Here is a 15,674-nt window from a genome sequence, read left to right as displayed (position 1 = left end):
TGACCATATGTCTCTAATGCCATTAATGATTGATATGCAAAATAAACACGTAGTTATTATCGGTGGTGGCAAAGTAGCTGAACGTAGAGTTCACAAATTCATAGATTATACATCGCATATTCAAATCATTAGTCCTGAGTTAACACCTAATTTAAATGAGTTATATCAAAGTTCGGTGTTTGAATGGGTTCAAAAAAAGTTTGAATCTTCTGAGGATATTGCACATGCTGATTTAATCATTGTCGCAACGAATGATAAAACAACGAATCAGCACATCTTAAAGGCGAAACCACCACACGCATTAATCAATATGGCTGGAGAAGCAAGTCAAGGTGATGTCATTGTTCCAAATATTTTAAGACGTGGGCACTTAACGATTAGTATTACAACCAATGGTGCGAGCCCAGGGTTAACGTCACAACTATTATCAGAATTTGAACACCGCTTTCCTACAGATTACGAAAATTACGTCGATTTTTTATATGAGTGTAGGACTAAAGTGAAAAAGAGTTCACTTTCATCAACTGAAAAACAAAAAATATTAAAAGCATTGTTAGATGAAACGTATTTAGATCCAAAGAAGCAAAAAGAAATAAAAATATGGTTAGATTCAATAAATTAATTGTATTGAAAGGGGTGCCCACACATGAGAAAACTATTGATATTTGCATTGGCAGGTTTTGTTGCACAAATGATTGATGGTTCATTAGGTATGGGTTTTGGTGCATCCTCATCTTCTATTCTACTTACATTTGGGATAACACCTGCAATCGTTTCAGCGACCGTTCATTTTTCAGAAATAGCAACGACCGCCGTCTCAGGTACATCTCATTTGAAGTTTGAAAATGTGCATAAACCCACACTCATTAAATTAGCAATACCAGGAGCCATTGCAGCGTTCCTTGGTGCTGCATTATTAAGTCATATAAAGGGCGATTTAATTAAGCCCGTAATAGCAATATTTCTATTATTGATGGGATTCTATATCTTATATCAATTTTTAATTAAACGAAACGAAACAGTTGAAGATGATATCGATGTGAATAGTAAAAAACGACTTTTAGTTATTCCACAAGGTGCGATTGCAGGATTTTTAGATGCAATCGGTGGTGGCGGTTGGGGCCCAGTAAACACGCCACTCTTATTAGCTCAGAAGAAGTTAGAACCAAGATATGCAATTGGAACTGTATCAGCGAGTGAATTTTTCGTCACTTTGTCAGCGTCACTAGGGTTCATCATATTCCTAGGTTGGAGCGAAATTAACTGGGCACTCGTCATTTTCTTAAGTATCGGTGGCATGATAGCCGCGCCAATTGCTGCCTGGTTAGTAAAGATTTTACCGATGAATATACTAGCGATATGTGTCGGTGGTTTAATCATCTTTACCAACAGTAATTCATTGTTAAGTATAGCGAAATTCTCTGATTCTACAGAAACTACAATTAAAGTAGGCATTATCGTAGCGTGGATAATATTAGTGATATTTGGAATTATACAAAATCATCACCATTCATTACACGTTTCGAAAAGTAAAAAATAAAGCGAAACATTTAAAAAATTTCTAGAAAAGGAAGTGTGAATCATGACAAATCATACAATGACAATCGAACCCCACGGTGGACAATTAATCAATAGACAATTAGAAGGTTCTGAAAGAGAACAACTCATCGCTGAAGCAAAAGAATTTCCATCCATCACATTAAATCCTTGGAGTTTATCTGATTTAGAGCTCATCGCAATCGGTGGGTTCAGTCCATTAACAGGGTTTATGAATCAAGCGGACTACAAAGAAGTTGTCGAAAACCTACATTTAAGCAATGGACTTGTATGGAGTATTCCTATTACATTACCAGTAACTGAAGCACAAGCCGATGCTTTAACAATTGGGTCACGTGTCGCATTGTACGGTGAAGACGACCAACTTTATGGTGTGCTCGATCTTGAAGAAAAATACACTTATGACAAAGAGCAAGAAGCAAAACTAGTCTACGGCACGACAGATGACGCGCATCCAGGTGTTAAAAAGGTTTACGAAAAAGGTAACGTTTATCTTGCAGGTCCAATCCATTTAGTAGAACGTCCAAAACACGACGAATTCGTAGACTTCCATTTAGATCCTGTTGAAACACGTCAATTGTTCCAAGATTTAGGTTGGAAGACAGTAGTAGGTTTCCAAACACGTAATCCAGTGCATCGTGCACACGAATACATTCAAAAAGCTGCGCTCGAATCAGTAGATGGTTTATTGCTAAATCCGTTAGTTGGAGAAACAAAATCGGACGATATTCCAGCGTCTGTCCGTATGGAGAGCTATCAAGTTATCTTGAAAAATTATTATCCAGAAGACAGAGCACGCTTAGTCATCTATCCAGCTGCAATGCGTTATGCAGGTCCACGAGAAGCAATCTTACATGCGACAGTACGTAAAAACTACGGTTGTACACACTTTATTGTTGGCAGAGACCATGCTGGAGTGGGCGATTACTACGGTACATACGAAGCACAAGAACTCATCGGTCAATATGAAGATGAACTAGGGATTCGCATCTTGAAATTCGAACATGCCTTTTATTGCACAACATGTGAAAATATGGCGACAGCTAAGACATGTCCACATGATGCTTCTGCACATTTACATTTAAGTGGTACGAAAGTGCGTGAGAAATTGAAAAAAGGTGAATCACTACCGAAAGAATTTTCAAGACCTGAAGTTGCCGAAGTATTAATCAAAGGCATGCAAGAACATTAAAATTGAACAACAATCACATTATTTATTCATAATTAAAGGAGTGGCACGATGGCTCAATCAGAAAATATTACTTGGCATGACTCAGAAGTTAAAAAAACAGAACGTCAACAACGTAATAAACATAAAAGTGCAGTTATATGGTTCACTGGACTATCAGGGTCAGGGAAGTCTACAATCTCTGTCGCGTTAGAACAAGCACTATTTAACCACGGTATGCAAACGTATCGTTTAGACGGAGATAACGTTCGACATGGATTAAATAAAAATCTTGGCTTTAGCCCAGAAGATCGCCAAGAAAATATTAGACGTATCGGTGAAGTGAGTAAATTAATGGTCGATGCAGGTATGATTACGGTGACTGCATTTATTTCACCATATCGTGAAGATCGCGATGCTGTAAGAGCATTGTTGGACGATGAAGAGTTTATTGAGGTTTACACGCAATGTAGTTTAGAAACGTGTGAAGCGAGAGACCCTAAAGGACTGTATAAAAAGGCGAGAAATGGTGAAATTAGCGGGTTCACAGGTATTGATGCGCCGTACGAAGAACCGACTCAAGCAGAAATTGTCGTGGACACGGAACAGTTGAGTGTCGATGAAGCGGTAGAACAAATTATTGCTTATCTTAAACAACATCATTATATCGACGCATAATTAAATGATTTATACCAATTTTATACAAAAAGAAGTGCTATGATAGCACTTCTTTTCTTTTATTTAGAGGACGAAATAGTACTTATTGTGTTGAATATAGAATAATCGTTGTCAAAATGTTATAGTAAGTCAATAAAATTTTTAGAATATAAATATTAATAGCGGTCATGATAAAAGATGTTTCAAGTGAGGTAGGTCATTAAGATGGAGAAACGTTTAGAAGAGATTTCGAAAGTTGAACTGCATTGTCATTTAGATGGTTCAGTAAGCATAGAATTAATTAAACAATTAGCTCAAGAGCAAGGTGTGGCTTTAAACGAACAGCATTTATTAGTTAACGAAAAATGCGACAGTTTAGATGAATATTTACAATGTTTCGATGAGATTTTGAAAGTATTGCAAACATACGATAGTTTAAAAAGGGCAGTTGTCGATGTAGTAGCTCAAGCAAATCGAGATAACGTGAAATATATCGAAATCCGTTTCGCACCTTTATTACATACAGAGCAAGGATTAACCGTACAAGATACGTTCGAAGCAGTCGAATCAGGTGTACAAGCAGCACTTAAACAGTTTGATATTAAAGTAAATATATTAGTATGTGCCATGCGCCAACATGAAAGTGAAGTCAATCGACAATTATTTGATGCAATTGCCAAACATCAAATCGATAGTAAAACACTTTGTGGCATTGATTTTGCTGGTCCTGAAGCGGGTTTTCCTCCCGAATCCATTACTTCAACGATACAATATGGCTTAGACCAAGGTTTCAATTTAACATTACATGCAGGCGAATGCGGTTGTAAACATAATGTGATGGAATCTATGAGATTAGGTGCCCGTCGTATCGGTCATGGCGTTGCGATTAACGATGATGAAGCTGCCTTGCAAGAAGTGAAAGAACGAGACGTATTATTAGAAATTTGTCCAAAAAGTAATATTCAGACTAACGCAATTCAACAATTGTCACAATTAAATCTTCCATATTTGTTAGAGCATGACATTCCATTTATCATAAACACGGACAATCGCACAGTGACGCAGACGTCATTAAATGAAGAATATCATTTACTATTGGATCATCATTTCATAGACTTAAAGCAAATTGTTGAAATTAATCAGCGCGCAATTCGCTATGCATTTTTATCTGGTCAAGAGAAAGAGAAATTACGAGCAGTGATAAAGTAAAATAGCCGTTTAAAACACAAATGGCAGGGGAGAGTCTGAGACAAAAATGTTTTCTCGGGCTCTTTGTCAATTTGGTGGGGCTACGAAAGCTCTATTAGAAAATTCGAATTCTGTTCCACGCCCTTTTCTTTATAGTAATTGGTAGCGTGGTAGAAGTTTGAAAGAAATATAGGAAAGTGCCATAATCAAGTTAATTCGGTCTAAGTTAGTATCAATTATTAAAAATATAACGGTAACGTATTTAATAAATTTTGAGTAAAAAGAGGTGAAACAAATCATGGCACAAATGAGAAAGAACTTTATGTTGGGCGTCGGAGGCATCCTCGTTGCGATAGCAATGCTACCATTTATATTAATGATTCTCTCAATATCATTAGTCTTCCCACCCGTAGCAGATTCGCTTTACCGTGTGATTAATCGTGCAAAAGGTGGAGAAGAGGAGTAAGGAATCAAAATTAAGGAAATTTATTAAAAATTGCTAAACCACCCTCTGAAAGGGGTGGTTTTTTTAAAATAATTTGGCATGATAATTTATCGTTTCAACCCACTAGCGATAAACATACTAGCCTCTTGATTCATAAATATCTGTTTGCCATGATAAAACGTGTGAGTATGAATATCTTTCAATCCAATTGTTTCTAGGGTTTGCTTGATCTCTGATTGGTGGAAACCATTATAGACTGCGGGATGACTGACTTTATCATTTTTATCGAAATCAACGATAATGAACATGCCGTTTTGTTTTAATTGTGGTTCTAGTTGCTTTAATAATTGCTGGTAATCCCCACTATGCAACAATACTAAAGATAGAAATATAACGTCATATTGTTCTTTTTCAGTAACTATGCCTGAATCGGTTAAAATATCTCCGACGAATCCATGCATATTGATCTTATCTAAAGCTTTGTATTTCTCTTTAAAGACGTTTACCATTTGTTCAGATGAATCCATAAGTGTCACTGATTTGAAATGGTGAGCAATTGATAAAGTGACAATACCAGTTCCACCGCCATAGTCTAAAAGTGTTTCGTATTGTTTTGTATCTAGTATTTTATTCACTTCATCTGCGATAATCTGTGATTGTTCAATGCGTGTCGGATTATCATATGTTTGAGCTAATTGGTTAAATAAAGCTTCGTTCATGAATATACTCCTTTAATTATGTTTAAAACGTAATCATTCGTATTTATCTAATATTAATAAAATAACACATTTTGTAAATCGAAACAATTACGAAATAATAAAATTAAAACAAACTACATATCTCTAATTCGTCACAAAAATTTTTCTTACCTATTGGTGTAACTATAATCTCTCTTTTAAGTTGGCCTTTTTTTATCCAACCTAGTTCAAAAAACTTGTTAGTTAAAGCTAGTGATAATGGACCTGCAAGATGATTTTTACGCATTGTCCAATCTATATGGACTGGTAACGCATGAATATTTGCCTTTAATTTAGAAACATCTATATCTAGAGTACTTAACCATTGTTGTCCTGATGTAGTTAATACATAGTATTCATTTTTAACTTCATATAAATATTCTTTTTGTATCATTGCCTCAGTAATACTTACTCCTAAAGTACCTGCAAGGTGTCCATAGCAACTTCTCGCAAACTCTAACTTTTTCTTCTTTGAAGAGCTATTTAAAGAATTAGATACAAGAAGCCCTGATATTTGAGCAATGGATTCTATCGCTTTAGCGACATTTTCATCACTGAGTTGGTAATATTTATGTCTTCCTTGCCTACGTACTACGATAAGTTTACCTTCTATCAACTTTCTTAAATGAGAACTAGCTGTTTGAGGAGTGACTTTTGCAGATTTGGCCAATTCTCCCGCAGTTAATGCTTCCATTCCACATAAGTCCATAAGTATAGACATTCTAGTTTCATCGCTTATTAATTGAGCTGTTTCAGTGATATTACTGTAAATATTGATTTTTTATCCCTCCTCAACCTCTTTAATTTAATTATAGCAATTATATATTTCGACGTTCATTTAAATATCTTTGACTTAAGCTTGAAGTATCTAAAGGGGGAGAATTTAATGTCATCAAGACTTTGTATTAAACATGAAAGATATTTAATTTTAATTGTATGTATAGGTATGTTTTTGTCTACGCTTGATACAGGAATTATGAATGTTGCTTTACCTTCACTAACAAAATTGTTCCATTCAAATATCAAAACAATGATGTGGACCATTTCTTTCTACACATTAACTTTAGTTTCATTTATTTTATTATTTGGGAAAATTGGAGATAAATTAGGCAGGATACGTATATTCATTTGGGGGGTATTTGTTCTTGGTGTTGCTTCAATTTTATGTGCAATTTCAATAAATGAATATTGTTTAATTGCTTTTAGGGGATTACAAGGAATTGGTGCTTCTATGATTCAAGCTAATTCTGCGGCAATACTTTCATCTCATATAAAAAGGGAGAATCAAACAAAAGCTTTTGGATTTTTAGGCATTTCCTTAGGGATGGGGCCTATAATTGGCCCGAGTGTGGCTAGCGTTTTATTAAACTATTATGATTGGCCCATATTATTTTTGGTCAACTTACCTTTTGTAGTATTTATTATATTTATAGGGTGTTTCTTTTTAAATATGTATAAAGAAAAGTCAACAATAATAGATGTTAATTATAAATCAAACTGTTTTTTTACTTTAAGTATGATTTTCATAATCTTGTTCATAATATTAGTAACTACTTGGTATTCTTTTATTTTTTTATTTGTAGGTCTATGTAGTTTATATGCGTTCATTAAAAACGAAAAACTATCGAATGATAAGTTGATTGATTTTAAAGTGTTTAAAAGTAAGACATTAAAAATTTTACTAGGGGGAATTTTCATCCTAGGAGGGACGATGTCTTTAGGTTTTATAATTCCACCCTTTTATGTCGAACATAATTTACATATGAATAAAATAATAGTAGGGCTAGTTAATCTTTCATCTCCATTAGGTATGGTAATAACTTCTAGGTTATCTAGTAGATTAGATAATATATTTAAAACAACACATTTATTGATTTCAGGTTTATTATTGATGGCTATTTCATATTTAATAATAGGAATTTTTCAATTTGAGATTTCAATTATGAATTTAACGATTTGGCTATTTATTTTTGGATTAGGTTGTGGAGTTTATTTGCCAATAAATACTAGAAATTTATTAAAAGCAGTTCATACATCGCAACAATCCACAGCAGGATCTATGCAAAGATTGGTACAAAATATAGGTATTATTTTTTATTCAACTCTTAGTTCAATTGTCATTGAGAACATTAACTCGCTAAATAAGACTATTACTTATAGTATATTGTGGATTTTTGCAAGCATCACATTATTCATTATATTTGCTATAACTTTTAAATTTCGTCGAAGATTATAAAAATCTCTCCACCCAAAGTAGTATTGAGCTATCAATTGAAATTTGGTTTACTTGAGTTTCTACGTTAATCTCCTTTTTCTTCTAATGTAAGCGACCATAAGCGGTGAATGTGAAAGGAGGATGATTGTGAAGTACTATTTAAAAATGGTGATTGCTGCGATTTGTATTTTATTACTGATGGTATGCATTCATTTTCAGTTAACGATGGAATTAGACCGTGCAGTTTATCAAACTTTGAGAGAACATATGAAGTCTGAAGTTGTAGTTCAATATTTACATATCATTTCGAATGTTTTTCACCAGTGAATTGTTTGATATACATATTAATTATTTTAGTAGGGTTATTTGTTTATCGAAGATTTTTATTTTGGTGGTATGGTCTGTGGTGTTTTAGCATTTTTGCAATTGGTACATTTTTAAAATATGTGATACAACGCACCCGTCCAAATATTGATATTGACGGTTTTAGCTTTCCGAGTATGCATGTATTGTGTATCTGCATATTAGTGAGTTTCATCCTATTGTTAAAGCGTAATAAACTGTTAAAAATCATTGCCGTTTGCCTCGTCGTTTCTTTAATGATTTCACGTATTTATTTACAAGCACATTATTTCACAGATACTTTAGCAAGTTTATTCGTCATTTATATGATGTTACAGGCGTGCTATCTTATGCAAAATAGTGACAAACGTTTCCAAACAACTGCACCTCCCGATAAAAATTAAACAATATATCCACTTTTACAACAATAGTAATAACAAAACAATATAATAGGAATGGAAATTAATTTATCTAGAATATTGAAACTAGAAAATGCATTTTACCTCTTATGTATAAAAAAGAAATATAAAAACTTATTGAAACGCTTACATTTTAGGATTATAATTTAATAAAGGATTTTAAAGGAGTTGTAAAAACTTGAAAATAAATAAAAGTTTAATTTTTATTTTGGGAGCACTGGGAGGCCTATTGTATGGTTATGATAATGGTGTTATCTCTGGTGCACTATTATTCATAGATAAAGATATTCCGCTCAACCAATATACTGAAGGTTTGGTTGTATCAGCAATGGTTGTAGGTGCAATCATCGGTGCTGGGGGTAGTGGACCTTTATCAGATAGAATTGGTCGTAGACGTTTAGTATTAATTATCGCATTAGTTTATATTATAGGATCGTTATTAATGGCACTTTCACCTAATATAGCGGTACTTATTTTAGGACGTTTCGTTATTGGTTTAGCCGTGGGTGGTTCAATGGCAACAGTACCTGTTTATTTATCAGAAATGGCGCCAACAGAATTTCGTGGTTCACTCGGATCTTTAAACCAATTGATGATCACGATTGGTATTTTAGTTGCCTTTTTAGTCAACTATGCATTTACAGATATTGAAGGTTGGCGTTGGATGTTAGGTTTAGCTGTAGTACCATCAGTTATCTTATTAATTGGTATTGCATTTATGCCTGAAAGTCCAAGATGGTTGCTGGAACATCGTAGTGAGAAAGCAGCACGTGATGTAATGAAGATTACATTTAATAGTGACAAAGAAATCGATCACGAAATTAAAGAAATGCGTGAGATTTCGAAAGTATCAGAATCTACATGGTCTGTATTGAAGTCACCGTGGTTGCGTCCGACGTTAATTGTTGGTTGTGTGTTTGCGTTATTCCAACAAATCGTAGGTATCAACGCGATTATCTTCTATGCGCCTAAGATTTTTGGTAAAGCCGGATTAGGTGAAGCGACATCAATCTTAGGTACAGTCGGTATTGGTACAGTCAATGTATTAGTTACGATTATCGCAGTATTTATTGCAGATAAAGTCGGTCGTAAGAAACTATTAGTGACAGGGAATATTGGGATGGTAGCATCATTAGTAATTATGGCTATCTTGATTTGGACAATGGGAATTAAATCATCTGCCGTAATTATCATTATCTGTTTATCATTATTTATCGTGTTCTTCGGTTTAACTTGGGGACCAATTCTTTGGGTAATGTTACCTGAAATGTTCCCAATGCGTGCACGTGGGGCAGCTACAGGTATTGCTACACTTGTACTGAACTTTGGTACATTACTTGTTGCGCAATTATTCCCAATTTTAAATAGTGCACTTAGCACAGAATGGGTATTCTTAATCTTCGCGGTAATCGGTATTTTAGCAATGTTATTTGTTATTAAATACTTACCAGAAACGCGAGGCCGTAGTTTAGAAGAAATTGAATATGATTTAAGAAAACGTACATCTGCGAAGACACCAGATATGTAATCCGTAGTGAAACGTTATTTATAATAAAGCAAACGCTGACTTCATGATTAGATGAGGTCAGCGTTTTTTAATAAGTATATGATTACGATTTAGCAAATAAATCGATGGCTGCTAATGCACTAATGCGTTGGTTAGGGCTATTCGTGATTTCGCCGATGATGTTCATAATGTCTTGGTGTACAGCTACGACATCTTCTTCTGTTAGGTAGTCAACTTGGTAATTATAGTCGATTGCAATGTCGTTTTGGCTATTTCTATTACTTACATTAAGGCCAATCGGAATGTGGTGTGCATAAGAGCTTAACCATTTATCAGTGAATCCTTTTTGGATTAATGTTGGGTTATATTGGTTTTTTTGGAATGAGACTGTGCAATCAAATAGTGGTTGTGTGCTCTTTGTATCTTTACGTAATGAATTGAATGGATACTTACGGTGTTTAAGTACTTTGAAAGCCTCATTTTTAACTGTTCTTAAATGTGTAAGTAATGCATCTTGTGGATCAATTTCCATAATAATTGGTAAGACACGTGCATAGTCACCGATTGTTGTTTTTTCAAATTGTTTATTTCTATTATGAATCAGAATACCAGTTGATACTTGAGGAGAGCCTGTTCTGATATATTTTAAAAGCATCATAGCCGATGAAAATAAATTATTTAAACTGATTTCGTTATTTTCACAAAATGTATAAATACTTTGAGTTGTCGTTTCTGATAAATGGAAGCTTACTCTATCAGCAACTGCGTTTGAGTTTGAATGTTTTTCGAATAAAGGTGCAAATTTAAAGTCTTCTACTTTTTTAGACCAGAAACGTTTGTCTTTGTTGAATTTATTTGAGTTTTTATATGCAATTTCATTTTCAATTGATTTTAAATAACCATGAGAAGAATTTGTCTTATGTTCACCATATAAAAAGTATTCAAATAATGCATTGCCAGATAGTGTCGTGCTCCATGCATCTGAAATCATATGGTGGTGTAATGTGAAGATTGCTGTTTGACCTTCAGGTAATGTTAGGATGGTAAATTCATAAAGAGGTTGGTCCATGCGGAAGATATTTTTACGTACTTGCTTGTCTACCCAGTAATCATATGATTGTGGGTCGTTTGTAAAATCAATATATTCAAATTCTTGTTCCTTAAATTCGTCAATGTACTGTCTATATTCTGAACCGACTTGTGTTAATCGATACATATAAACGTCATGTTGGGCCATAACGTGATTGATACCTGTTACAATATCTGCAAATGGTATATCGTTACTAATTGTAATAATACCAGCGATATTATTGATACTCGTATTAACATGCATTAGTTCTTTATTTAAAGATTCGACTTGTGCGTCTGATAATTGGAATGTTTTCATTCTAGCCCTCCTTGTTCCATGTTATGACAATTTACCATAATTATATTTAATGAATGTTAAGAAAATTTGATGAATTATGTCAATTTTGTTTCACTTTCTTTTACAATTTGTATATATTCTTTAAGAATTTAAAAATTAAATAAATTAATACTGTCATAAACGTTGATATATAGGGGTTTATTGAGCGTTGGTTTGTAAATTTTATAAGAGGTTTTATTATATAATTTGAGTTAGCATTGTAAATTTTTTCGGAAAAATTTTTATGTTTTAATTTTATGGAGTCATTAGCTATAAATAAAGTGTTAAATAAAAAAAACCAATCCAAAAGATTGTTTTATCTTTTAGGTTGGCTATGTCTTAGTTTCATATAAAAATTATGGAATATTAACATGATCTTGTCGTAAGAGGGAGACGTTTTCACCTTGGTTGTACAGTTTTTCAACATGAAATTCACCCCAGTAACATAAAGCGCTGAGTATGTTACTTAACGACTTGCCGTATTGAGACAATTCATATTCTACTTTGGGTGGGACTTCATTATAAGCAATACGATTAATGATACCGTCTTTTTCTAATTCGCGTAATTGTTGTGTTAACATTTTTTGAGTAATAGTCGGAATCGCACGTTTTAATTCAGAAGTTCGCATTAATCCATTATTTTGTAAGTGACATAAAATAACAGGTTTCCACTTTCCTCCGATAACATCAATCGTTGCTTCTACCCCGATATTATACGATTTTGGCATAGCTAAAGCCTCCTTATGAATCATTTGAAATACGTATAAATGACCTATTGTTATTTTAAATTCTAACACAACTGTGTTAAATGGTATTTGAATTTAACTCAATATAATATCTCTAAACCGTTCGAATAAATATAGGAAATATTATTCTATGTTTGAATTAATATATTTAAATATCTAATATAGTAAATAAGTACCATTATAATAATTGTGATGAAAGAGGTATGTGATATGAATATAAAAGATATATTATTTGAAAAATTAGAAAGTAAAGAACAGGATATGATTAAACATCGCCGTTATTTACATCAACATCCTGAATTGTCTTTTGAAGAAGAACAAACTGCTCAATATATCAAAGATTATTATAAAGGTAAGCCTGTGAACGTGACACAACCTGTTGAAGGTGGCCATGCCGTAATCGTTGAAATAGAAGGTAAGTTACCAGGTAAAACGATTGGCTTGCGTGCTGACTTTGATGCGTTGCCAATTAAAGAGGAAACAGACCTTGATTTTAAATCTGAAAATGAAGGTGTCATGCATGCTTGCGGCCATGATGCCCATACCGCGTCACTATTAACATTAGCCGATGCGTTAATCGAAATCCGTGATCAGTTACCTGGTACAGTGAAAATTGTACATCAACATGCTGAAGAACAACCACCTGGTGGGGCACAACAAGTTATGCAATCAGGTGCTTTAGACGATGTTGCTGAAATTTATGGTTTACATGTGGCACCTGTCGTAGGTCCAGAAATTATTGCTTATAATAAAGGCAACGCATTTTCTGGTAGTTCCGTGTTTACGTTGAAGATTAAAGGTGTGGGAGGTCATGCGGCCAGCCCCCATAAAACAAATGATGCACTCGTTGCAGGTGCGAATTTCGTAAGTACAGTTCAAACAGTAGTTTCACGACGTATAGATCCTTTAGAAATGGGCGTAGTGACAATTGGTTCATTTGATGCGCCAGGCAAAGCAAATGTGATCCAAGATACAGTGACGATTAAAGGTACAGCCCGTTATTTGAATGATGAGATTGGTCAAAAAATGTATGAAGAAATTGAAAAAGTCGTTAAAAGCGTGGCAGTAGGCTTCGACATTGATTATGACTTAGACTATATGTTCGGCTATCCAGTACTGTATAATCATCCGAAAGAAACAGATCAAGTGGCTGAAATCTTATCTGAAAGTCAAGGCAGCTATTTCCAACAATTAATGGAAATGCCACCTGTTACAGGTTCAGAAGACTTTGCTTACTATTTAAAGGAAATTCCAGGCAGTTTCTATGTTGTAGGATGTAAGCCAGTAGGTGTGAAAGATCCGTACATGAACCACCACCCTAAGTTCGAAGTGAATGAAGATGCATTAATCGTTGCCGCAAAATCGTTAGGTGACATTGCCTTAAATCGATTACCACTTGATTCAAACGAGTAATATACATTTAATACGAAGTATTATCGTAATTTGAATGATAAATGCTTTGTGATTATAGGTTTTAACGACAAATAGTACGCTTTATTCTAATTGCTAATCATAAAGAAAAAACGCTGATTTCTACTTTTCCCTGTAGAAATCAGCGTTTTATTTTGATTCAATTTAAATTAATACGCAAGCCTCGTTACATCGTATTACGTGATGTTTGACTTGGATTTTTAAGCTTTTTAGAAAATAGTAACGCAACGACTGAAATGACAGTTGCGACTGTGAAAGTGACATTAACGCCGTGAATCATACCTTCAAGTCCTTGTTTTGGAATGGCTGTGACAGACATTAATGTAATGAATACAGCTGTACCAATGGCACCAGACATCTGTCTAAATGTATTGTTAACGGCTGTACCATGTGGAACGAGTTTATTTGGTAGTTGGTTAATTGCTAATGTCGTCATCGGCATCATAACCATAGAAATGGATAACATACGTAACGCGTTACCCACTGCTAAATAAGTGTAGCTTGTGTGTGTTGAAAGCATTGTGAAAGGAATCGTTGACATCACAAGTACTAACAAGCCGATACGCGCTAACCATTTACCACCGAACTTATCAAATAAACGACCAGTGATTGGGTTCATAATACCCATTAGTACTGCACCAGGTAATAACACTAAACCTGATTCTAAAGCTGAGAAGTGTAACATGTTTTGCATATATAAAGGTAAGATGATGTTCGTTGCAATTAATATACCAAACACGAACATACTTAATATCGTACCAAGTGTGTAAATATTGTACTTAAACACTCTAAATTCGAGCATAGGGTGTTCGAGTTTTAACTGACGACGGATGAAAATAACTAAGGTAATTGCACCAATAATTAAAGGAACGATAAATTGTAGGTGATTCCAACCGACATCTCCAACAATACTAAAGCAATATAATAGACCGCCAAATCCTAATGTAGATAGGAAAACCGATAGTATGTCTAACTTCGGACGTGTAGTGTCGGTAACATTTTTTAATAAAAAGAATGAAGTGATAATAATAATAATAGCGATAGGTAGTACGACATAGAAAACACTTCTCCATGTTAAATGTTCTACTAATATTCCGGATAGTGTTGGACCAATTGCGGGTGCAAATGCGATGACGAGTCCGAATAATCCCATTGCTGAACCTCTTTTTTCTACAGGGAACAGTAAGAAAAGAATCGTCTGCATGAGTGGCATCATAATACCAGCACCAGCCGCTTGTAAGACGCGTCCAAAGAATAAATATGTGAAATCAGGGCCTACTGCACAGAGTAATGTGCCGGCAGTAAATACGCCCATTGCGGTTAAAAAGAGTTGTCTCGAGGTGAATCGTTCAATGAGATAAGCTGTTACCGGAATCATAATCCCGTTGACGAGCATAAATATCGATTGTAACCATTGAACAGTACTTTCTGATACTTTGAGGTCTTTCATAATAGGTGGAAGTGCTGTACCGAGCAATGTCTGGTTTAATATCGTAATAAATGCACCAGACAAGAGTACGATAAATAAAGGCACACGCTTTTCCACATGGAATGCATTTTCTTCAGGCATTTATCTCACTTCTTTCATATATAATTTTGCATACTTGTATACTATAACACGATGTCGTAGGGTAATCTAAAGATTGATTTCATATGTAATATGTTTAGATTTGAGTCATTTGTAAATGATAACTCTATGTGTGTTCTCTTTCAATTAACGGATAAGCAAATTTCAAAATACTGTTGTTTCCAAGAGATTTAAAATTGAAAAATTACTTCAATCGTAAAAGTTGTTACACATAAATATTTCCGTATTCTACAAATTGTAAACACGTGTAGCTTTTTTGTTACACTAAT

Annotated in this window: 16 protein-coding genes; 11 read left to right on the top strand and 5 right to left on the bottom strand. The window is 34.2% G+C overall.

The genetic code is table 11. The annotated features are described in order from the left end of the window. Positions 1 to 7: 7 nt before the first annotated feature. From NGI30_RS10125 to NGI30_RS10100, 6 genes are all read left to right on the top strand, one after another. Complete coding sequence (locus NGI30_RS10125; protein ID WP_251943660.1) at positions 8 to 622, top strand: NAD(P)-binding protein; 615 nt, start codon at positions 8 to 10, stop codon at positions 620 to 622. 24 nt (positions 623 to 646) lie between these two features. After that, the gene (locus NGI30_RS10120; RefSeq protein WP_251943658.1) at positions 647 to 1,540 is read left to right on the top strand and encodes a sulfite exporter TauE/SafE family protein; all 894 of its coding nucleotides are present in this window, start codon (positions 647 to 649) and stop codon (positions 1,538 to 1,540) included. Between the two features lie 42 nt (positions 1,541 to 1,582). Continuing rightward, positions 1,583 to 2,749, top strand: coding sequence for a sulfate adenylyltransferase (gene sat, locus NGI30_RS10115; protein ID WP_251943656.1), 1,167 nt, complete (start codon positions 1,583 to 1,585; stop codon positions 2,747 to 2,749). A 48-nt stretch (positions 2,750 to 2,797) separates the two neighbouring features. Next, positions 2,798 to 3,403, top strand: a complete 606-nt coding sequence (cysC, locus tag NGI30_RS10110) for an adenylyl-sulfate kinase (protein WP_251943653.1) — start codon at positions 2,798 to 2,800, stop codon at positions 3,401 to 3,403. A 204-nt stretch (positions 3,404 to 3,607) separates the two neighbouring features. Next, positions 3,608 to 4,591 carry an adenosine deaminase gene (add, locus tag NGI30_RS10105; protein WP_251943651.1) on the top strand — a complete coding sequence of 328 codons (984 nt, stop codon included), beginning with the start codon at positions 3,608 to 3,610 and terminating at the stop codon, positions 4,589 to 4,591. A 277-nt stretch (positions 4,592 to 4,868) separates the two neighbouring features. Then, positions 4,869 to 5,036: a hypothetical protein gene (locus NGI30_RS10100; RefSeq protein ID WP_251521420.1), complete on the top strand. Its 168-nt coding sequence runs from the start codon at positions 4,869 to 4,871 to the stop codon at positions 5,034 to 5,036. An 86-nt stretch (positions 5,037 to 5,122) separates the two neighbouring features. On the opposite strand, the gene NGI30_RS10095 is transcribed toward NGI30_RS10100, so the two are convergent. Beyond that, positions 5,123 to 5,734, bottom strand: coding sequence for a class I SAM-dependent methyltransferase (locus NGI30_RS10095; protein ID WP_251943649.1), 612 nt, complete (start codon positions 5,732 to 5,734; stop codon positions 5,123 to 5,125). 103 nt (positions 5,735 to 5,837) lie between these two features. After that, on the bottom strand, positions 5,838 to 6,512 hold the full coding sequence (locus tag NGI30_RS10090) for an ArsR/SmtB family transcription factor (protein ID WP_286009877.1): 675 nt from the start codon (positions 6,510 to 6,512) through the stop codon (positions 5,838 to 5,840). Positions 6,513 to 6,638: 126 nt separating this feature from the next. Here NGI30_RS10090 and NGI30_RS10085 point away from each other — a divergent pair, with 126 nt between their 5' ends. From NGI30_RS10085 to glcP, 4 genes are all read left to right on the top strand, one after another. Next, positions 6,639 to 7,988 carry an MFS transporter gene (locus NGI30_RS10085; RefSeq protein WP_251943646.1) on the top strand — a complete coding sequence of 450 codons (1,350 nt, stop codon included), beginning with the start codon at positions 6,639 to 6,641 and terminating at the stop codon, positions 7,986 to 7,988. A 126-nt stretch (positions 7,989 to 8,114) separates the two neighbouring features. Then, complete coding sequence (locus NGI30_RS10080) at positions 8,115 to 8,294, top strand: hypothetical protein (RefSeq protein WP_251943644.1); 180 nt, start codon at positions 8,115 to 8,117, stop codon at positions 8,292 to 8,294. Further along, positions 8,291 to 8,713: a phosphatase PAP2 family protein gene (locus tag NGI30_RS10075; RefSeq protein ID WP_353505250.1), complete on the top strand. Its 423-nt coding sequence runs from the start codon at positions 8,291 to 8,293 to the stop codon at positions 8,711 to 8,713. The genes NGI30_RS10080 and NGI30_RS10075 overlap by 4 nt, the downstream gene beginning before the upstream one ends. A 193-nt stretch (positions 8,714 to 8,906) precedes the next feature. Further along, on the top strand, positions 8,907 to 10,256 hold the full coding sequence (glcP, locus tag NGI30_RS10070; protein WP_251943642.1) for a glucose transporter GlcP: 1,350 nt from the start codon (positions 8,907 to 8,909) through the stop codon (positions 10,254 to 10,256). A gap of 82 nt (positions 10,257 to 10,338) precedes the next feature. Here the strand turns inward: glcP and NGI30_RS10065 are convergent, their stop codons facing one another. Both NGI30_RS10065 and NGI30_RS10060 read right to left on the bottom strand, forming a co-directional pair. After that, positions 10,339 to 11,622: a condensation domain-containing protein gene (locus NGI30_RS10065; protein ID WP_251943640.1), complete on the bottom strand. Its 1,284-nt coding sequence runs from the start codon at positions 11,620 to 11,622 to the stop codon at positions 10,339 to 10,341. 374 nt (positions 11,623 to 11,996) lie between these two features. Continuing rightward, the gene (locus NGI30_RS10060) at positions 11,997 to 12,368 is read right to left on the bottom strand and encodes a winged helix-turn-helix transcriptional regulator (protein WP_251943638.1); all 372 of its coding nucleotides are present in this window, start codon (positions 12,366 to 12,368) and stop codon (positions 11,997 to 11,999) included. Positions 12,369 to 12,596: 228 nt separating this feature from the next. On the opposite strand from NGI30_RS10060, the gene NGI30_RS10055 reads away from it, so the two are divergent. Next, positions 12,597 to 13,799, top strand: coding sequence for a M20 metallopeptidase family protein (locus NGI30_RS10055; protein ID WP_251943636.1), 1,203 nt, complete (start codon positions 12,597 to 12,599; stop codon positions 13,797 to 13,799). A 184-nt stretch (positions 13,800 to 13,983) separates the two neighbouring features. On the opposite strand, the gene NGI30_RS10050 is transcribed toward NGI30_RS10055, so the two are convergent. Next, on the bottom strand, positions 13,984 to 15,387 hold the full coding sequence (locus NGI30_RS10050; RefSeq protein WP_251943634.1) for an MDR family MFS transporter: 1,404 nt from the start codon (positions 15,385 to 15,387) through the stop codon (positions 13,984 to 13,986). Positions 15,388 to 15,674: the final 287 nt, after the last annotated feature.

The sequence above is a fragment of the Staphylococcus sp. Marseille-Q5304 genome (assembly GCF_943737015.1).
Lineage (GTDB): Bacteria > Bacillota > Bacilli > Staphylococcales > Staphylococcaceae > Staphylococcus > Staphylococcus hsinchuensis.
This window is presented reverse-complemented; position numbering and strand designations above follow the sequence as displayed.